Raw genomic sequence first — 21,401 nt, forward strand, 5'->3', positions numbered from 1 at the left:
GATGTTATACTACCTATTTGATTATTTAGAACAACAGTTCCAATTTCCGGGAGCATCGCTTTTTGGGTTCATTACGTTTCGAGCTGCTGTAGCTATTATTTTATCCTTGTTAATTTCTACCATCTTTGGTAAACGCATTATTCGTTTTCTACAAAAACAGCAAGTTGGTGAGACCATTAGAGACCTTGGTTTAGAAGGTCAGGTTGAAAAAGCAGGCACACCTACAATGGGTGGAATCATTATCATTTTGGCAACACTCATACCCGTTTTGCTCCTAGCGAAACTTGAAAACATTTATATCATTTTGCTTATTGTGACTACCCTATGGATGGGTACCATTGGATTTATTGATGACTATATTAAAAAATTTAAGAATAATAAAGAAGGTTTAAAAGGACGTTTTAAAGTGCTAGGACAAGTCGGACTAGGTATTATTGTTGGAACCACTCTGTATTTTCATGATGATGTGACTATCAAAGAAAAATTACCACAAGAGCAACAACAAGTGCTTTTGGCCGAGGACCCAAATATTTCTCCGACGAAACTTTTTGAAGAAGAAGAGAAATCAACAAAAACAACCATTCCATTTGTCAAAGGCAACGAATTTGATTATGCCGATTTAATTACATGGATAAGTCCTGGCTTGGAAAAATATGCATGGCTCATCTTTATTTTTATTACCATAGTTATAGTAACAGGTGTTTCAAATGGTGCAAATTTAACCGATGGTATTGATGGATTAGCGGCAGGCACATCGGCCATTATCGTGCTCACCTTAGGAATTTTTGCTTGGGTTTCTGGTAATATTATATTTTCAGACTACTTAGATATAATGTACATCCCAAGAGTGGAAGAGATTACTATTTATATCGCGGCATTTGTAGGGGCATTGATTGGATTCTTATGGTATAATACGTATCCAGCTCAAGTATTTATGGGAGATACAGGAAGTTTGACCATTGGAGGAATCATAGCTGTAATTGCAATTGCTGTGCGTAAAGAATGGCTCATACCTGTGTTGTGCGGAATTTTTGTGGCAGAAAATCTATCGGTGATTATGCAAGTAAGTTGGTTTAAGTATACCAGAAAGAAATATGGTGAAGGTCGACGCATATTTAAAATGTCGCCTTTACATCACCATTATCAGAAATCTGGATATCATGAAAGTAAAATTGTTACACGATTTTGGATTGTTGGAATCCTCTTAGCAATTATATCTATCGTGACCTTGAAAATTAGATAAATGAAACGGTTAGTGGTTCTTGGTGGAGGAGAAAGTGGTGTTGGAACAGCGCTTTTAGGAAGAGCAAAAGGATATGATGTTTTTGTTTCTGATAAAGGACAAATAAAAGACAAGTACAAAGAAGTTCTTATACATAATGAGATTGAATTTGAAGATGGTGAACATTCCCAAGAAAAAATTCTGAATGCAGATATCGTGATGAAGAGTCCGGGTATTCCAAATAAAGCGCCTCTGGTTAAACACATTAGAGCCATAGGAATACCAATAGTATCTGAGATAGAGTTTGCTTCAAAATTTACAGATGCGACATTAGTCGCTATTACTGGAAGCAATGGTAAAACAACCACAGCAAGTCTTACGCATCATGTTTTAAAACAAGATATGAAGGTTGGTTTAGCAGGAAATATTGGAGAAAGTTTTGCGAAACAAATCGTTGAAAATGATTATCCCAACTACGTGTTGGAAGTCAGTAGTTTTCAATTGGATGATATCCATGAGTTTAAGCCCAAGATTGCGGTGTTACTCAATATTACTCCAGACCATTTGGATCGGTATGATTATGAATTTGAAAATTATATCCAATCAAAATTCAAGATTGCTCAAAATCAAACTCAAGACGACTATTTCATCTATGATGCAGATGATCCAGTCATCACGAATTGGTTAGTAAAACATCCAGTTCAATCAACATTATTGCCATTTTCACTAATAACACCTATTGAAAATGGCGCGTATTTAGACAATGATAATATTAAAATAACAATAGATAATAACCAGATAATTATGCCAACAGCAAATTTAGCATTAGAGGGGAAACACAATATTAAAAATGCAATGGCTGCCTCAACAGTAGCGCATTTACTTAAAATAAGAAAGCAAACCATTAGAGAAAGCTTAGAGAACTTTCAAGGTGTTGAGCATCGCTTAGAGCATGTGCTTAAAATCAATAAGGTGCAGTACATCAACGATTCTAAAGCAACCAATGTCAATGCGACTTACTATGCTTTGGAAAGTATGGATGCGCCGACGGTTTGGATTGTTGGAGGTGAAGACAAAGGCAATGATTATCAAGAGCTATTTCAGTTTGTCAACGAAAAGGTAAAAGCCATTATCTGTCTTGGTGTAGATAATGAAAAGCTGATGGATAATTTTGGGAATATGGTTGACATCATCGTAGAAACTCAATTTGTGAGTGAAGCCGTGAAAATCGCTTATAAAATAGCCGAAGCCGGTGATAATGTATTGTTGTCTCCAGCTTGTGCGAGTTTTGACCTATTTGAAAATTATGAAGATAGAGGGCGTCAATTTAAAGATGCCGTAAGAAATTTGTAAAGACATACAGTGCAGACATTATTTAATAACATAAAAGGAGATCGATTAATCTGGGCAATTGCCGCATTGCTGGCTATTTTCTCATTTCTTCCTGTGTATAGTGCTGCGAGTAATTTGGCATACGTTGGTGGTGCAGGAACTACATTCAGTTTTTTTGTGAAACACTTTATGCATTTATTTTTAGGATTTGCCATTATGTATGGGGTTCATAAAATACCATATCGCTATTTCAGAGGCTTATCTATGGTGATGATACCTATTGTTGTGGTGTTGTTAATCATAACGATGTTGCAAGGAACCACTATTGATGGTGCTAACGCTAGTAGATGGATACAAATACCATTTGTAGGAATGTCGTTTCAAACTTCAACCTTGGCGGCTGTGGTATTAATGGTGTATGTGGCACGGTATTTATCAAAAATACAAGATCAACAGGTGACCTTTACGGAGACTATATTACCGCTTTGGGCGCCTGTATTTTTTATACTGATATTGATTTTGCCTGCCAATTTTTCAACAACGGCAATTATGTTTTTGATGGTGATGATGTTGGCATTTATTGGAGGGTATCCGTTAAAATATTTGGCTGTAGTCATTGGTACTGGTATCGTTGCCTTAACCATATTTGTTTTAGTAGCTAAGGCATTTCCAGATGCCATGCCAAATCGTGTGGATACCTGGATGAGTCGTGTAGAAAATTTCGCTAATGGTGAAGATACTGAAGCCGATTATCAAATTGAAAAAGCAAAAATCGCTATTGCATCGGGAGATGTTTTCGGACGAGGGCCAGGCAAGAGTCAGCAAAAGAATTTTCTACCGCAATCTTCATCAGATTTCATTTTCGCAATTATTATTGAGGAATATGGTTTAGTAGGTGGCTTGTTTTTATTAGTGCTTTACTCGTGGTTGTTATTTAGAATCGTCATAGTATCTCAAAAGGCAGATACCGTTTTTGGTAAGCTTTTGGTCTTAGGTGTTGGTCTTCCCATTATATTTCAAGCCTTAATAAATATGGCTGTGGCCGTGGAGTTATTTCCAGTAACTGGACAAACCTTACCACTAATTAGTAGTGGAGGAACCTCTATTTGGATGACCTGCTTAGCTGTAGGCATCATTTTGAGTGTTAGTGCGAGACGTGAGCAGATAAAAGATCAAGAGATTAATGAGGATAATCCATTAGAAATTTTAAGTGAAACCATTTAATGAGTAACTATAAAATCATATTGTCAGGCGGAGGAACAGGAGGTCATATATATCCTGCAATTGCTATTGCAGATGAATTGAAGTCTCGTTTTCCAGATGCTGAATTTCTATTTGTTGGCGCTTTAGATCGCATGGAAATGGAGAAAGTCCCTCAGGCAGGCTATGAGATTCAAGGCTTATGGATTTCAGGGATACAAAGAAAATTGACCTTAAAGAATCTGGTATTTCCTTTTAAACTGCTTTCAAGCTTATTAAAGTCCCGTAAAATCATCAATACGTTCAAGCCTGATGTGGCTATAGGGACAGGAGGGTTTGCAAGCGGACCACTACTAAAGACAGCGACATCTAAAGGTGTTCCAAGTTTGATTCAAGAACAAAATTCATATCCTGGCATTACCAATAAGCTTTTGGCAAAGCAGGTCAATACCATTTGTGTGGCTTATGAAGGTTTAGAAAAATTCTTCCCAAAAGATAAAATCGTTGTAACTGGAAACCCAATTAGAAAAGACCTGTTAGATATAGAGAGTAAACATATAGAAGGTAAAGATGCATTTCGATTAATACATAATAAACATACGCTTTTAGTGTTGGGAGGAAGTCTAGGAGCAAGACGCATCAACCAGCTTATAGAACACAATCTGGACTATTTTAAATCGCTTAATGTACAAGTTATTTGGCAATGTGGAAAACTGTATTATCAAGACTATAAGCATTATAATGAGTTGGAAAACATTCAAGTACACGCATTCTTAAATACTATGGATATGGCTTATGCAGCTGCAGATGTTATTATTTCTCGTGCAGGAGCGAGTTCGGTATCTGAATTATGTGTTGTGGGTAAGCCTGTGATTTTTATTCCTTCACCTAATGTGGCAGAAGATCATCAAACTAAAAATGCAATGGCAATTGCCAATAAAAAAGCAGCTATTCTAATCAAGGAGAGTGATCTAGACACAGCGTTTCAAAATGAATTCTCAGACTTGATGGCCTCTCCAGATAAAAGAGCGATGCTATCAAAACATATAAAAGATTTGGCATTAGTGAATGCAACAAAAGATATCGCAGACGAAGTTGAAAAATTGTTAAACAGTTAATGGATTTGAAGCAAAAAAATAGCGTTTATTTTATAGGCATCGGAGGTATCGGGATGAGTGCCTTGGCGCGTTATTTTGTAGCTAAGGGATTCGCTGTTGCGGGTTATGATAAAACAAAAACAGACATCACCGATGCTTTGCAAGAAATAGGCGTTTCAGTTCATTTTGAAGATGACGTGAACGCTATTGCTAGTCCGTTTTTAAACACAGAAACAACCTTGGTGGTTTACACACCGGCCATTCCAAAAACACATAACGAATTGAATTACTTCATGTCCAACGGATTTGAAGTTCATAAGCGTTCTATGGTATTAGGAGCGATTACAAAAGAGACCTTTTGTATGGCAGTAGCTGGTACCCACGGAAAAACGACCACAACGAGTATTTTAGGCCATTTACTAAAGGCATGTGATGTTGCCGTTACCGCATTTTTGGGTGGTATTAGTGAGAATTATAATTCTAATTTAATACAAAACGGAACAGAAGTGACGGTTGTCGAGGCAGATGAGTTTGATCGTTCCTTTTTGACCTTGTCTCCAGATTTTGCTTGTATTACTTCTATGGATGCAGATCACCTCGATATTTATGGTGATGCCTCGGCCTTGGTAAAATCATTTGAAGATTTTACAAAAAAAATAAAACCAAACGGAAAGCTCTTTGTTAAAAACGGACTACCTATTAAGGGTATTACTTACGGTATTGAAGATAATTCTGATTATTCAGTAAAAAATATAAAAATAGAAAATGGCAGCTATGTGTTTGATGTGCAAACACCAAAAACGCTGCTTAAAGATTTTAAATTTAGCCTACCCGGTAGACACAATCTGTCGAATGCATTAATTGCCTTGGCGATGTCTGTAGAATATGGACTCCCTCATCCGCAGCTCGCCAAGGGATTAGCATCTTACAAAGGTGTTAAACGACGATTTACGTACCAGATTAAAACCAAAGACCTGATTTACATTGATGATTATGCGCATCACCCAGAGGAGATTAATGCCGTGCATCAAGCGGTTCGAGAAATGTATCCCAACAAGAAAGTTATGGCCATATTTCAGCCGCACTTGTTCAGCAGAACAAAAGATTTTGCGAATGAATTTGCCGAAAGTTTAGCGCAGTTTGATGAAGTGGTATTGCTAGATATCTATCCAGCGCGCGAATTGCCTATGGAAGGTATTACGTCGGGTTGGTTGTTAGAAAAAATTGAGACGACTCATAAAGCTTTAGTCCAAAAAGCAGACCTTATTGAGGAGATACAAAACTCTAGTGCCACGGTAATTTTAACACTAGGCGCAGGCGATATTGGAGAAGAAGTCAAACATATTAAAAAGGCATTGAGTATTGCGAGTTAATTATAACTATATAAAAGTGGCTTTACTACTAATGTTAGTAGGTTTTTTATATGCGTTTTCATCAGTGAGAAATGCTGGGAGGAAGGTGGTGACGCCAGCTATAAAATTTGTTGGAGATGATAATCTGTTCGTGACTCATGAAACTGTTAGTAAATTGTTAATACAAAATCAAGAGAGCGTTACAAACAAGCCTAAAGATATTATAGATTTGAACGAATTAGAATCTGCCCTAAACTCTAATTCTATGATTAAGCAAGCGCAAGTGTTTATGAGTGTTGATGGCTTAATCACAGCTGAAATTGAACAAAAAAAACCTATAGCAAGAGTAAGCACAAATGCATCTTATTACATTGATGAGACGGGTTCGTTTATGCCTTTATCAACAAATTATACCGCACGCGTGCCTCTCGTAACTGGTAATATTGAAAAGAATGATTTGGTAAATGTGTATACCGTAGCCAAAAAAGTTCAAGAAGATGATTTTTTGATGACGCATGTCACTGTTATTCATCAAAATCAAGATAAAACTATTGATTTAAAATTTAGATCTCATGATTTTAATATCCATCTCGGATCATTGAATTTGTTAGATAAAAAAATAAGTAATCTAAAGGCATTCTATAAGAAAGCCATGAAAGACGATATGCTAGCTGATTATGCGCTAGTGAATTTAAAATTTGATAAGCAAGTGATTTGCACCAAAAAGTAAATGATGGAGAATAATAAAATTTCAGTAGGACTCGATATCGGTACCACAAAAATTGTGGCAATGATTGGTCGTAAGAACGAATATGGAAAAGCCGAAATTTTAGGGATTGGAAAATCCAAGAGTTTGGGAGTTCATCGCGGTGTGGTCAATAATATTACACAAACAATACAATCCATTCAGCAAGCGGTTCAAGAGGCGGAAGCTGAAGCAGGACTAAAAATTGAAGACGTAACGGTAGGAATTGCAGGGCAACATATCCGAAGTTTACAACATAGTGATTATATCACGAGAGCAAATTCTGAAGTGGTTATCGATGAAGAAGATATAGATCGATTAATTAATCAGGTGCATAAGTTGGTCATGCTTCCGGGTGAAGAAATTATTCATGTGTTACCGCAGGAATACAAAATTGATGGTCAAGCTGAAATAAAGGAACCTATTGGCATGTATGGCGGACGATTAGAAGCCAATTTCCATGTGGTGGTGGGTCAAGTGTCATCGATTAGAAATATTGGGCGTTGTGTAAAAAGCTCCGGTTTAGAGTTGGAAGGCATCACCTTAGAACCACTAGCATCGGCTAATGCCGTATTGAGTCAGGAAGAAAAAGAAGCTGGTGTTGCTTTAATTGATATAGGAGGTGGAACCACAGATCTTGCGGTGTTTAAAGATGGCATCATACGTCATACGGCTGTAATTCCATTTGGTGGCAATGTCGTGACAGAAGATATTAAAGAAGGCTGTTCTATTATTGAGAAACAGGCCGAATTATTAAAAATAAAATTCGGTTCTGCATGGCCAGGAGAGAATAAGGAGAATGAAATCGTATCGATTCCGGGATTGCGTGGTCGCGAACCTAAGGAGATTACGTTAAAAAATCTATCTAAGATTATTCATGCGCGAGTGGTTGAAATTGTAGAGCAGGTGTATGTTGAGATTAAGAACTACGGTCACGAAGAGCAAAAGAAAAAATTAATAGCCGGTATTGTTTTAACGGGAGGCGGAAGTCAGTTGAAGCATTTGAAGCAATTGGTGGAGTATATCACAGGAATGGATACAAGAATTGGCTATCCAAACGAGCACCTTGCGGGTGATAGTGATGATGAGATTGCAAGTCCGTTGTACGCCACCGCTGTAGGTTTAGTGATGGACGGATTAAAACGTCAGGAACGCAAACGTGCCGAGAAAGAAATAGAGCTCATGGAGCAGGTGGCCGAAGAAAATGCTGAGGACCATGGCGCGCATGAAGAAGCGATTGAGCAACCAAAAAAAGAACGCAAGTCCTTTTTAGACAAATTAACAGAACGCGTTAAAGATTTTTTAGATAACGCAGAATAAATAGATCATACATCTTCAATTGGGTAGGACTATTGAAGGTATTTGGGGAATTATAATATAAATAGAGTAAAAGAAATTTTATGAGCAACAACAATGAGTTAGGCAGCATTGCATTCGATTTACCAAAAAACCAATCCAACGTCATTAAAGTGATTGGAGTTGGTGGAGGAGGAAGTAACGCCATTAATCACATGTTTTTACAAGGGATTAAAGGTGTAGATTTTGTAATATGTAATACAGATGCCCAAGCACTGCAAAACAGTGGTGTCCCGAACAAAATTCAATTAGGAGTTAATTTAACCGAAGGTTTAGGTGCAGGTGCAAATCCGGAAGTAGGTGAGCAGGCTGCAGTAGAAAGTTTAGAAGATTTACGTCGCATGTTAGATACCAATACAAAAATGGTATTTATTACGGCTGGAATGGGTGGTGGTACTGGTACAGGTGCAGCACCAATTATAGCGAAGCTTGCGAAAGAATTAGATATATTAACGGTTGGTATTGTGACCATGCCATTTCAGTTTGAAGGAAAAACAAGAAATGAGCAAGCCCAAAAAGGGGTTGAAACCTTGCGTGGTCATGTAGATTCTTTAGTAGTGATCAATAATAATAAATTACGTGAAGTTTATGGTAATTTAGGATTTAAAGCTGGTTTCTCTAAAGCAGATGAGGTGTTATCTACAGCATCTCGCGGAATTGCCGAAGTTATCACACACCATTACACACAAAACATCGATTTACGCGATGCTAAAACCGTATTGAGTAATAGTGGTACGGCCATTATGGGATCATCTACAGCTTCAGGAAAAACGAGAGCTCAAGAGGCGATCATGAAGGCTTTAGATTCACCATTACTTAATGACAACAAAATTACTGGAGCTAAAAACGTACTGTTGCTTATCGTTTCTGGTTCTCAGGAAATTACTATTGATGAAATAGGTGAGATTAATGATCACATTCAAATTGAAGCCGGACATGGTGCTAATATTATTATGGGTGTTGGTGAGGATGAGTCGTTACAAGAATCGATTTCTGTAACGATTATTGCAACTGGATTTGATATTGATCAGCAGTATGAGATTTCAAATACTGAACAAAAGAAAGTGGTTCATGCTTTAGAAGAGGATAGGAATGATGAGGTACGTGTTACCGAAAGTGATCCTGCGATTATCACACCAGATATTATTTTAGAAAAGGAAGAAGATACGGATTCGACAGTGGTAGTTCATACTTTGGTTGATGATGAAGAAGAGATTGATGATGCCCTTAATCATTCGGAGACCGATTTGATTACAACAACTGATATCATTAAAAATATTAGTGTGGTTTATGATGAAGTTTTAGATCATAAAACTGTAGAAGAGGATTTTGTTATCACGCCAATGCAAGCGGTCAAAGACGAGGTAATTGATGAGGTTGAAGAGGAGCAGATTACGTTGACGTTTGACTTGCCATTATCATTTGGAGCTTCCGAAGAAGAGGTTGTTGAAGAAAAAACCATTTTCACTTTAGACGAGGAGGTCAAGGATATGGAAGTACAAGAGCATATAGAAATTGTTCCAGTAACGGAAGCTAATGAGGAAGGTGAAAAGCGTTATGCCTTGGATGATTTCATGACTTATGAGTCTGCCATGAATGAAAACGACACCAAAGTAAAAGCGCAACCTGAGGTAGAAGAGGAAATTGTATTTGAAAAAAAGGTGATAGAATCTGACGCAACAGAGGCCGAAGTTGGAGAAGAAATTGATCCAATGAATAGTCCGATTTCAGAATTATTGAAAGAGCGAGCAGACGAAAGGCGTCGTAAAATGAAAGATTTCAATTATAAATTCAATACGGCAAAAATAGATGAAATTGAAAAAGAACCAGCATACAAAAGACAAGGTGTGAATTTGGAGGATGCACAGCATTCATCAGAAACCAATGCTTCCCGTACATCGGTGACGACTGACGACAACGATGACATTCAATTGAGAAGTAACAATTCATTTTTACACGACAACGTAGATTAATAGCAAATTTAGTTTAGTGTTTCACACTTTGTTAAACCCGAAACGTTGAGAGATACGTTTCGGGTTTTTTTTATGCAGTAATACGGTGAAGCATAGCTTGAAACCTCTTACTTTTTTATATCTTCGTAACCGAAATAAAACGGAGTATTATGAGTTTACAGAATGATGTTATGGTTGCTCTAAAAGCGGCAATGAAAGCGAAAGACCAAACGGCTTTAGCGGCATTAAGAGCTATAAAATCTGAGCTATTATTGGCGCAAACCTCAGGAGAGGGAGGCGAGTTGACCGAAGACCAAGAGATCAAGATATTATCTAAGTTGGTGAAGCAGCGTAAGGATAGTGCTGCCATTTATTTAGAACAAGACCGTAAGGATTTGGCCTTACCAGAAATTGACCAGGCGGAAGTGATAAGTCAGTTTTTACCAGAAGCCTTAACGGAAGAAGAGATAGAGAAAGTGGTGGTTATGACCATAGATGAGATTGGTGCCGAAGGCATGAAAGATATGGGGAAAGTGATGGGGATTGTTAGCAAGGAGTTAGCAGGCCAAGCCGATGGTAAAACCATTTCAATGATTGTAAAAGCAAAATTGACATAACACAAAACTGGCCTCGTAGTTCAAGGGGATATCAGATTTCAAATTGTTTTTATATGTAATATTAAATTAAATGGCCTCGTAGTTCAACTGGATAGAATATCAGATTTCGGCTCTGAGGGTTGGAGGTTCGAATCCTCTCGAGGTCACTAATATAGGTTCAATTAAATTCATTACCCCGTGTTTCGTAGGAAACACGGGGTTTTTGTTTTCAGTTGGGTTCGGTTAAACACATAAAATGTTTCACCATTGTTTCACCAAGTGAAACATGTTTCACCAAAAATTCGTTTTTGGCGAAATATTTAGAAATTATTTGATGGTGTTTTGGGCTTTCGTTTGCAACTAGATTCTATTGAACTTAGTTGATGTCATTTTTTTGTTCCACAAATTTTTAAACAAAATCAGTAATCTTAACAAAAAAATTATGGCAACAACATTAAAGTTTTACATCAAAGTTCCTAAAAAGTTAGAAGAAGACAAGCGTTATCCTTTTTATCTGAGAGTCCTTCACAACCGAAAAAAGGCGGAAGGAAAAATGAGCTTAATTCCAATTATGGGATCTGAACTTAGTAATTGGATTGAAACGAATCAGCGTTTTACTTCAAAAGACAAAAAATATCTGAGTTATAATCTTTTTCTCAATGCCATTGAGAATGAATTTCATAATTATTTAAGAGATCATAAAGCAGAAATGTCAACTATAACACCTCACCAAATTGTAGATCATTTATTGAGCAGAGTTCAAATGGATGATAAAATAACAATTCTCCAAGCTGTTAATCATTATTACGAGAATGACATTCTTCCTGATGTCGATAAAGCTCCAGGAACAAAAAACAATTACAAAAGATCAGTCACTCATTTTTCTAACTTTTTAAAACATACAAAGTTGGATAAATTGCATGTAACGGAGTTCAAAAGGAAACATGCTGCGAAATTTATTGCTTATTTAAAGAAACCTAATAAAAAGTATAATAAGATCGCTTTAAATGGACAGTCTGTAAATAGTGTGGTGAAGAACATTAGACCATTTTTTACCAAGCTTCATTTTGAGGAAGAAATTACTAGAAATCCATTTATTGGGGTCAAGACTACTTTTAAAAGAACTGAAAAACCACGTTTAGCCAACGCTGAATTCAAAAACATTGTTGAACTTGATTTGTCAAATAATCCAAAACTAGATGTATATCGAGATTTATTTGTGTTTCTGTGTCATACAGGATTGAGTTATTGCGACGTAATTGATTTAAAATATCCAGATATTAAAAACGGTTATTTTAATCTTGATCGGAAGAAAACCAAAGTACAAACCAAACAATTTTTTATGAAGCAAACGCTTTCTTTATTTGAAAAGTATGAAGGTCAGTTGCCTGAAAGACGTATTTTACCTAAGCGAAGTTTAGATAAATTTAATTTAAATCTGAAGCTAATAGCAGCACTAACAGGTATTGAATTCTCCTTATCAACCTATGCGGCACGGAGGTTTTTTAGACAGTCTATACATGAGGCAGGGATTAGAGAGGGTTTAGTCATAAAAATTTTAATGGGTCATACGCGCTCAAATGACATCGATAGTCATTATTTTTATATTGATGATGCTATTTTGATACAAGCGAAAAAGAAATTACAAAAACACTTTAAGAAGATTACTGAATGAAAGAGGCGCTAAAAAAACTGAATAAAAAATTTAAGGAACAGGAACTTCAAAGATTAGCTAATGAAAGGGAGGGACTTATCCATGCACTGGAAAATTTGAAAGAAGATTATTTAAAAATCAATGATTTACAAAAATTTGTTTTAATAGCCGAGAATGTCTTTAAATTATCATTTTATAAAGATGATGAGGTTATAGAAGTTGTAAAGTCTTTTGGTTTATTAAAATATACACCCAATGTTTTTATTAATAATACTGATTTTTTTCAGGCCTTAGATGGTTACCAAGAACAAGTAGAATATTTATACCCTTATGAATTGGTATGGGGATTTTATGAGCGTTATAGTTCATCTGTTATTAAAGAGAAAATAGCTCTAGATTTAAAAATTGATCTTTCGGATGTAGGAAGAAAAGTTAATAGACAAATAAATAACTTGAATTTTCCTCCAATTTTAAGAGATGTAATTGATGATTTGAAAAAATTAGCTGACCTGCTAAAAACAGAAATTCCTAATTACAAAATGCCTCTTTCTGATACGAATCCATTGACTTCAGTTATGCATATAATCAATTACGCTCATAAAAATGAGTTATATAATTTATATCACTTTCTTATTGATTTTAATAGAGAGCTTAATTTTATAGATGTTGATGAAGGTGATTTTAAATTTGAATTTTATGCTTTATTAGAAATTCTTTACAGGACTAAAGGACAGTTGAATAATAGTGAAAAGGCAAAAGCAAATTATTATAATGAAAGACAATTTAGGGTTGCACATGTTAATAGGAATATATTATCATAGTAAACTTTTTGTTCCAAGCTTTTTCAGGTTTTATTCAGACATTTGAAATCAAAAGCATTCAAATGGATTCAAAAAATAACAACACAGCAACACTAACTGCCTCTCAAATCATGGGTGATTGGGTACCGAGAAAAGTAGTTCAAGACTTCTTTAACTACGGCAATACAAAAATGTCAACCTTTGCTACCGACTATAATGTTAGAATTTCAAAGGTTGGCAAACGTATTTTTTATAAATATTCAGATATCATTAGATTGATGAATGATGGACTCTGTGAAAATGACAGTTGATACGGTGCTTAATTTTGGAGCTTTCTTTTAAACTTCTTCAATTCGATTAACTTTTCTGTAAGTTTCATGTTTGTTATTGCCAAATCTACTGTCTTATCATAAAAAGTTTTGTATTCACTCTTTAGCTTTTCTAGCACTTGACAAATAAACTCCATTTTTTTAATTGTTAAATCAATGCCTTCAATTAATTCTTCTTTATTTTCCGTTTTACCGTAGCTGTTTTTGTGCTTGGATAATAAGTGATTCGCCCATTCTGATACACTTAAATCATGTGAGTGAGCTATTTCATTAAATTCCCAATATTGACGTTCATTAACTCTGACAGTGATGTTTTTGTTTTTAGGATTATTTTTTCTATTCATGATACAATTATTTATTTTTATAAGTGTATAAATGTAAAGCATTGACTGTTATCATATTGGAACAATTTTATGACATATGTGTAAAGCATGAGGGTTATCAAATAGACCTTATTCATGGCAAATATACTTGTCAATCATATACCTTGTAATTGGTTTAAGTGTTTTTCCCGTTTCTGGATGTAATCCTAGAGCCGTGAAATATTCTAACTCTTTATTTCTATTCTTTCCATACCAGATATTGACACTTTCATCGTCATTAAAAAATTTTGTGTCGCAAGTCGGTGACACTTTTTCAAAAAGATTTATCCTTTCTTCTTTATATCGTTTAAGTTGGTTCATGTTATATTTTTCTGTATCAAAATCCACCTCTATATAATGATCTTCTTGCCACATCATCCAACTTTGTCTGGTTGAATAATTGTATATAAATATCCCAGAAATGACGACAGCAGAAATAATAATCAATAGTTTATTCCTTTTTAAAAAATTTTGAAGTTTAGGTTTAGTAATAGTTTTTTCACTTGAATTATGTTTTATAAAGTCAGCGAAACTGGTAAATCCCAAATAATGACTTATAGCGTATATTATTTTTGTTTTGAACTAATGATAATTTTCACTTTTTATTATTCTTACTTTTTATATCTTTAAATTTCCTAAAACATCAAATAAATTAATGAATATATATGTTATAATAACTACCTGGAATAATAAAATTAACGGAAAAGCAAAGAACGGAAGTGTTTTTTTTTAATGACATTAATTTTATTAAAACAAAGGTATATTGATTTCTCAAGGACAGATTATAAAATTAAGAAACAGACTATGGAGAGTTGAGGACAATTCCGAATCAATGTTTTCTGCTATCCCATTATCAGGTGATTCATTAGAAAAAACCACATTTCTTAAAGGCGTTGAAAAAGTTCAAGATGCTAAATTTGAAACAATAAGTTCTGATCATCCTGGTAATTATTCAAATCAAAAACTATTACAAACTGCTTATAAATTTGATTTAATTCATGCATCTGCACCTTTTTTGAGTTTGCAACGAAGTGCTGTTATTCCATTTGATTACCAGTTAGTACCTTTAGTACTTTCATTAGAAAGACCTCAAACCAGACTTTTAATAGCAGACGATGTTGGTTTAGGAAAAACGATAGAGGCTGGATTAATATTATCCGAAGCGATACAACGTGGTAATGCTAAAAGAATTTTAATTCTAACTCCTGCGAATCTTAAAGAACAATGGCAAGAGGCATTGTCTTATTTCTTTCATATTAATTCACAAATTATTTCAAGTTATACAAGGAAAGAATATGAAAAAGAGCTACCCATTGGAACCAGTCCTTGGAAATATTTTGACGTGGTCATTGCTTCATTAGATTATGCCAAAGCACCAAACATTCAGCATCAAATATTAGAACATCAATGGGATTACTTAATTGTAGATGAAGTTCACTTATGCGCAAGACCGCATCAAAGTGGGAGTCAAGCAGGAAGCAAAAGTATGTTGAGGTATGAACTTCTTAAAAATGTATCAAGTAGGATTCAAAATGTGTTGTTTCTTACAGCAACACCTCATAATGGTTATTCCGATTCATTTGCCAGTATTATAGAATTGCTAAACCCAAAAATTGTCACTTACAAGAATCATGGAAAAGTTAGTTTTAATAAAAAAGAAGCTCGTTTTAATGTTTGTCAAAGGAACCGCGAAAAGATTGAGGCTTGGTATAAAGAGCAAGAAAGAAAGTCCCCATTTCCTAAAAGGATCCAAAAGGAAATTAGAGTGCAGCCGTCATCTGCATTTGAACAATTATTAGAGGCAACTGAAAATTATACTGACAAAATTATTCATGAAGCAATTAAAAGCGGAAAGCGAAATATGGTTTCCCAATGGGTTGCCATTCACTTACAGAAAAGAGCTATAAGTAGTCCATATGCCTTATTGCAATCATTGAGAAACAGACTGTTCGAACAATCTAAACATGTAGAGTTAAAAGTTACTATTCAAGAGCAGGGATTGTTCGAAGGATTTATTAATGATGCTTTGCATGATCATGATAGAATGACAGAAGAAGAAACATCACAAAAATTAGATACCCAATTTGTATTTGAAGGTGAGAAAGAAGAGTTAGAGAGACTTATTGATAAAGCGAAAAAAGTTAGTGCATCCAAAGATGATAAACTAAAAGAATTAATGAATAATGTACTGCCAGACTTAAAACGATTTGATCAAAAAATAATCGTTTTCACAAAGTATAAAGACACATTAGACTATTTGGAGAAAAACTTAAAAAGTAATAACAATGTACTGACTGTACATGGCGGATTATCACTTAATAAAAGAAGAGATATTTTTATAGAGTTTGATAAACTGAACTCAGGATTACTTATTGCTACAGATGCAATTTCTGAAGGGTTGAATTTACAAAGATTATCATCTTGTATAGTACATTATGAGCTTCCTTGGAATCCAAATAGATTGGAACAACGAAACGGTCGTATTGATCGTATCGGGCAACCTCATGACACAGTTCACATAAGGGCCTTGGTTCTGGACAAAACTCTCGACGTAGATATTTTACATACACTAATTAGAAAGGCTGTACAGATTAGGACAGATCGCGGTTATAGTGCGGCATTCTTTGGTAATGAAAGCGAATTAAATCAGTTTATTTTAAATCAGTATAAAAAAAGAAGAATAAAAAAATCAAATGAAGATCAATTAGATATATTTAAGGAAGCAGGAGTTGGAGGCACTAAAGAAGCTATTAATAAATCTGTTTCTATATCTGAAGCAGAACGAAATGAAACCATCGTAACAGAAAGTTTTTACGATTTACTGAATGTCAATCTACCCGAAATTGAAAAACGAATTAAAGAAACCAATAATATCGTTGGCTCCAAAGAAGAACTTATTTATTTTGTCAAAGCAGCTTTAAAATCATTTCAAGGTGAATTATTAGAAATTGGAGCTGGTTTTTACAAAATAGCTTTAAATGACCCAAGATTAGAATCCCCACAATACAACAATGACAATCTAAATAAAGTAACTTTTGATCCAGAAGAAGGTCTCCAGCATCCTGATGCGATAGTATTAGAATTAGGACATCCTTTAGTTAGAAAATTAATAAGTCTGGTTAAATCCGATTTTTTTCAAGAGGAAGGACATTATGGGCGTAATGCTTATGTTCTATCCAAAGAGACTTTAGAAAAATTGTTTCATTATCAATTTCTTGTAAGATTTATTACTGGAAGAAAAAAGAAGAATGTTGTAGAAGAGTTACTCACAGTAACGGTTAATCCATCAGATAAATCTATTTTATCAAAATTCTCCCCTAAAGCCGATCCTTCATTGAAAAGAATTCAAATTGAAGATTTTAAGGTGGATATAAATTCTGCAATTAAAGAAAGTCTATGGGGGTCAGCACTTATTTCATCTATTAAAAAGCGAAAGGATCAACTAATTAATGAAAGACAAGAATTGTATAAAAAAATTATAGCAGATTCTTCAAGCACTAATCAACCCGATTGGATTGATGATCTAATGTTTATTGAATTAGCCGGATATGATTTATTAACCCTTACAGTAATTTATCCCGCATAATTATGGCATTAGCTTTTATTAAATCAAGTGGCAATATTATTTCAGAAGAATTCTGTGAAGACCTTCTTAAAGATGTCAGATCAAGTTATGTAAAAGATGATTCATTTGATCTTAAAAAGGTGGACGATTACATTGCCATAGCTTATGAAGATCTAAAGAAACGTTGGGAAGAAATTCGGGAAGATATATTAAATGATGCATTTGATAACACTACGCTTCGTAAGAAATGGATAATTCCATTCTTGAAAGCTTTAGGATTTGATCCGCAATTTATTGCTTCAAATATTCGAAGTGATGCAGATCAAGATTATCATATACCATATAAAGGCTGGAACGAAAATACAGCTCCAAAAATTTTAATTTTAAATAGCTCTTTAGAATTTGATAAAAAAAATCCTGAAAGCCGTACACATCCCCGAAAGAGCCCGCAAGATATGCTTCAGCAGTATCTAAATACGGCTGATGATCAATGGGGAATAATTACCAACGGTAAGAAAATAAGGGTTTTACGAGATTTCTACCATTCAATTACCAAAGGCTATTTAGAGTTTGATCTGGAGGGGATTTTTGAATCTGGAAACACACAACAATTCAGGATACTATTTAAGATCTTGCATCATACACGCTTTCTTAATCAGGATGAAAAAAGTGAACAAGAATGTATTTTAGAAACCTTTCATAAAGAATCTAAAAAAATCGGACTTAAGGTTGGTGACGATCTTCGAAATCAAGTAATTGTAGCTATTGAGTCTTTCGGAAATGGGTTTGCTGAAAATATTAATCCTGATGAGGTTTCAGATGAAGATGTTAAGTATTTATATACCGAAATTCTAAATGTAATTTATAGATTACTGTTTTTGCTTTTTGCAGAACAGAAAGGATGGTTGCCAAGTCAAAACAGTATTTACACAGACACTTATAGTATTGATACATTACGAAAAAAAGTATTGGAAGGGAATTATAGTTATGATGAACATTCTGACTTATGGGAAGGATTAAAGATTACCTTTAATTTAGTTGGTAACGGTTACGAATTTCCAGATGGAAGTAAGATTAATGCTTTTGGGGGGCAACTATTTAAGAGTGAAAAAATAATCCAAATTGCATCTTTCAATCTTAAAAATAAGTATTTGTTAAAGGCTATAGATGCGTTATGCTTTTTTGTAAAAGACAAAATCCGACAACGCATTAATTATGCTACACTGGCTATTGACGAATTAGGATCTGTTTATGAAAGTTTATTAGATTATAATCCTCGTATTCTTAAAGAAGATCTAATTCGAAAGGATAAACTAATAGGTAAACGCGGTCAATATATAATGGACGATCAATCAATGGATCGTAAAACAACAGGTTCGTATTACACAGATAGTCGTTTAGTATCCCAATTAATAGAGTCTGCATTAATACCAGTGATTGAGGATACTATTAGGACCAAGGATTCAGAAGAAGATAAAGAAAAAGCTATTCTGTCATTAAAAGTGGCTGATATAGCATGTGGCAGTGGAGCCTTTATACTTGCCGCATTAAATAAACTTGCAGAATATTTGGCTACAATACGTAAAGGAGATGAAGATCTACCTTCAGAATTGCAATTACGTGAAGCTAAAAGAGATGTTTTAATGAACTGTATTTATGGAGTAGACTTAAATCCAATGGCAGTAGAGCTTTGTAAATTCTCTCTTTGGATAACAGCTGCTATGCCAGGTATGCCATTAACCTTTCTTGACCATAAAATTAAATGTGGCAATAGTCTTATTGGTGCTACGCCAGAATTGATTAAAAAGGGTATTCCAGTTGAAGCTTTTAATCCAGTTACTTTAGATGATAAAGATGTTTGTACAGATTTAAAGAAAAAAGTTAGGGAAGAGCTTAAACAAATTGAAAAAGGGAGTTTACAACGATCGCTTGATTTTAAAGTTACAGTTGATGAAAGTTTAGATGATGAATATTTCTTTCTAAATGAACATGATCAAGATAGTGTAGAGGACATCGCTGAATTGGAGCAAGAATATTTCGAGCTACGTCAAAAGTACCAAGAAAGTATTGAGTGGAGATTGGCAGATGCTTGGACAGCTTCTTTTTTCTTTAAAAAAGATAGTTTACAAAAGAAATATCCAACTAACGAAACATTAAATGCCATTAAAAATGGAGAGGAAATAGATGAAAATTTAGAAAAAGAAATTGCACAACTTTCGTCTAAATACAATTTTTTTCATTTCCATTTAGAATTTCCAGAAGTAGCTAATCAAAAGGGGTTTGATTGCTTACTAGGGAATCCTCCTTGGGAAAGAGTAAAACTTCAAGAAAAGGAATTTTTTAAAGGTAAAGATGATACTATTTCAAACACTTCGAATAAAAGTCAAAGAATAAAACTAATAAATGGATTAAAAGAATCTAATATTAAACTTTTCAATCAATTTATTGCAAGCTTAGCATCTACTGAACACTGCTTAAACTTTTATCACAATTCTAATAAATATCCAATTTTGGGAAGAGGTGATGTAAATACTTACATGTTATTTACAGAGGTTGTATTTAGAAAAATTAATAGATTTGGATTAACAGGAATTATTGTGCCAACTAATATTGCTACAGACGACAATACCAAACACTTTTTCCAATTTATAATTGAAAACCAATTTCTAAAAAGTTTATTTGATTTTGAAAATAAAGAAAAATTATTTTCTGAGGTACATGCGGAGCAGCGTTTTTCTCTTTTAACATTGACAGGAGATAAATATGACAACGATGTAATGTTAGCCTTTTTTATTCATAATACAGATCAATTAAAAGGGAACAGGGTATATACATTATCTGCAAAAGATTTTTTTGTTTTTAATCCTAATACTAAAAATTGCCCAACATTTAGAACTAAAAAAGAAGCGGAACTTGGATTAAAAATTTATTCCAATAAGTCTATATGGATAAATGAAGAAAATAATGAGTTTGTTTTTAATTCAAAACCTTGGGGAATGGTTCATATGACCAATATGGCTCATTTATTTATTGATTTAAATGATGACAAAATAGCTGGAGCAGTTCCATTATATGAGGGAAAATATACTGATATTTATAATCATAGATATACGACTTTTGAAAGTGTAGATGATTTAGATTTAGTAAACGGAAATCCAAGAAGTTCTACAATTGAAGAACTTAAGAATATAAATTTTGAAATTACTCCTCGGTATTATATCAAGACTGATGAATATAAATCGATAATCAATGGTAAAATAAATAGAAATTATTGGGTTTCATTTCATGGTATTACAAATCCAAACAATGAAAGAACTTTAATAACAAATATTAACCCTGGAGTTCCTTTCGGAAATTCTGCCCCAGTAATATTATTTGAAACCGAAGATGATAAGAAATATGCCAGGCTATGTTGCTTATTAACTGCAAATTTGAATTGTTTTGTTCTTGATTATATTGTTCGTCAAAAGATGGGAGGCAGAAATTTGAATTTCTATATCATAAAACAATTACCATTAATTGATGACTATTCAGATAAAAATTTAGAGGATACAATAATAGATATAGTAAGTGAACTTTCATGCACTTCTGAATCTTTAGCTAATCTTTCATTAGATCTGTATGGAGTAAAAAAAGTATTTATTTGGGATGAAGAAAGAAGATTGCAATTGATGTGTAAGTTAAATGCAATTTATTTTAAGTTATATAATCTTTCTGAAAGTGATATTGAATTTATAATGGATCAGTTTCCTCTTGTTAAGAGAAGAAATATTGAAAAATATGGAGGTTATAAAACTTTAGATTTAATAATAGAGAATTTTAAAGAATTAATTTAAAAC

16 protein-coding genes and 1 tRNA gene are annotated in these 21,401 nt (G+C 34.0%); 15 read left to right on the top strand and 2 right to left on the bottom strand.

Annotation, left to right across the window (positions count from 1 at the left end; genetic code table 11):
• The first annotated feature begins 1 nt into the window (after position 1).
• From mraY to BLT57_RS04665, 13 genes are all read left to right on the top strand, one after another.
• Positions 2-1,243, top strand: a complete 1,242-nt coding sequence (gene mraY / locus BLT57_RS04605; RefSeq protein ID WP_091422928.1) for a phospho-N-acetylmuramoyl-pentapeptide-transferase — start codon at positions 2-4, stop codon at positions 1,241-1,243.
• Complete coding sequence (gene murD, locus BLT57_RS04610; RefSeq protein ID WP_091422930.1) at positions 1,244-2,575, top strand: UDP-N-acetylmuramoyl-L-alanine--D-glutamate ligase; 1,332 nt, start codon at positions 1,244-1,246, stop codon at positions 2,573-2,575.
• Between the two features lie 9 nt (positions 2,576-2,584).
• On the top strand, positions 2,585-3,778 hold the full coding sequence (locus tag BLT57_RS04615) for an FtsW/RodA/SpoVE family cell cycle protein (RefSeq protein ID WP_091422933.1): 1,194 nt from the start codon (positions 2,585-2,587) through the stop codon (positions 3,776-3,778).
• Positions 3,778-4,872 carry an undecaprenyldiphospho-muramoylpentapeptide beta-N-acetylglucosaminyltransferase gene (gene murG / locus BLT57_RS04620; RefSeq protein WP_091422935.1) on the top strand — a complete coding sequence of 365 codons (1,095 nt, stop codon included), beginning with the start codon at positions 3,778-3,780 and terminating at the stop codon, positions 4,870-4,872. Before BLT57_RS04615 ends, murG begins: the two co-directional genes overlap by 1 nt.
• Entirely contained in the window at positions 4,872-6,224 is a 1,353-nt protein-coding gene (gene murC / locus BLT57_RS04625; protein WP_091422936.1) for a UDP-N-acetylmuramate--L-alanine ligase, read from the top strand. Before murG ends, murC begins: the two co-directional genes overlap by 1 nt.
• Before the next feature lie 16 nt (positions 6,225-6,240).
• Positions 6,241-6,933, top strand: coding sequence for a cell division protein FtsQ/DivIB (locus BLT57_RS04630; protein ID WP_231928766.1), 693 nt, complete (start codon positions 6,241-6,243; stop codon positions 6,931-6,933).
• Between the two features lie 3 nt (positions 6,934-6,936).
• On the top strand, positions 6,937-8,268 hold the full coding sequence (ftsA, locus tag BLT57_RS04635; RefSeq protein ID WP_091426661.1) for a cell division protein FtsA: 1,332 nt from the start codon (positions 6,937-6,939) through the stop codon (positions 8,266-8,268).
• Positions 8,269-8,348: 80 nt separating this feature from the next.
• Positions 8,349-10,277 carry a cell division protein FtsZ gene (gene ftsZ, locus BLT57_RS04640; RefSeq protein ID WP_091422940.1) on the top strand — a complete coding sequence of 643 codons (1,929 nt, stop codon included), beginning with the start codon at positions 8,349-8,351 and terminating at the stop codon, positions 10,275-10,277.
• Between the two features lie 149 nt (positions 10,278-10,426).
• Positions 10,427-10,873 (top strand): GatB/YqeY domain-containing protein, encoded by a 447-nt coding sequence (locus BLT57_RS04645; RefSeq protein ID WP_091422942.1) that lies wholly within the window; start codon positions 10,427-10,429, stop codon positions 10,871-10,873.
• A gap of 72 nt (positions 10,874-10,945) precedes the next feature.
• A tRNA-Arg gene (locus BLT57_RS04650) sits at positions 10,946-11,019 on the top strand.
• A 275-nt stretch (positions 11,020-11,294) separates the two neighbouring features.
• Positions 11,295-12,527: a phage integrase SAM-like domain-containing protein gene (locus BLT57_RS04655; RefSeq protein ID WP_091422944.1), complete on the top strand. Its 1,233-nt coding sequence runs from the start codon at positions 11,295-11,297 to the stop codon at positions 12,525-12,527.
• Complete coding sequence (locus BLT57_RS04660; protein ID WP_091422946.1) at positions 12,524-13,327, top strand: hypothetical protein; 804 nt, start codon at positions 12,524-12,526, stop codon at positions 13,325-13,327. The genes BLT57_RS04655 and BLT57_RS04660 overlap by 4 nt, the downstream gene beginning before the upstream one ends.
• Positions 13,328-13,389: 62 nt before the next feature.
• Positions 13,390-13,617, top strand: a complete 228-nt coding sequence (locus BLT57_RS04665; protein ID WP_091422948.1) for a hypothetical protein — start codon at positions 13,390-13,392, stop codon at positions 13,615-13,617.
• Positions 13,618-13,625: 8 nt separating this feature from the next.
• On the opposite strand, the gene BLT57_RS04670 is transcribed toward BLT57_RS04665, so the two are convergent.
• On the bottom strand, positions 13,626-13,979 hold the full coding sequence (locus BLT57_RS04670; RefSeq protein WP_091422951.1) for a hypothetical protein: 354 nt from the start codon (positions 13,977-13,979) through the stop codon (positions 13,626-13,628).
• Between the two features lie 108 nt (positions 13,980-14,087).
• Complete coding sequence (locus tag BLT57_RS04675) at positions 14,088-14,444, bottom strand: hypothetical protein (protein ID WP_157717119.1); 357 nt, start codon at positions 14,442-14,444, stop codon at positions 14,088-14,090.
• 316 nt (positions 14,445-14,760) lie between these two features.
• On the opposite strand from BLT57_RS04675, the gene BLT57_RS04680 reads away from it, so the two are divergent.
• The gene (locus BLT57_RS04680) at positions 14,761-17,583 is read left to right on the top strand and encodes a helicase-related protein (RefSeq protein ID WP_157717120.1); all 2,823 of its coding nucleotides are present in this window, start codon (positions 14,761-14,763) and stop codon (positions 17,581-17,583) included.
• 2 nt (positions 17,584-17,585) lie between these two features.
• Complete coding sequence (locus BLT57_RS04685) at positions 17,586-21,398, top strand: hypothetical protein (protein ID WP_091422960.1); 3,813 nt, start codon at positions 17,586-17,588, stop codon at positions 21,396-21,398.
• Positions 21,399-21,401: the final 3 nt, after the last annotated feature.

Source organism: Formosa sp. Hel1_31_208 (genome assembly GCF_900104785.1).
GTDB lineage: Bacteria > Bacteroidota > Bacteroidia > Flavobacteriales > Flavobacteriaceae > Psychroserpens.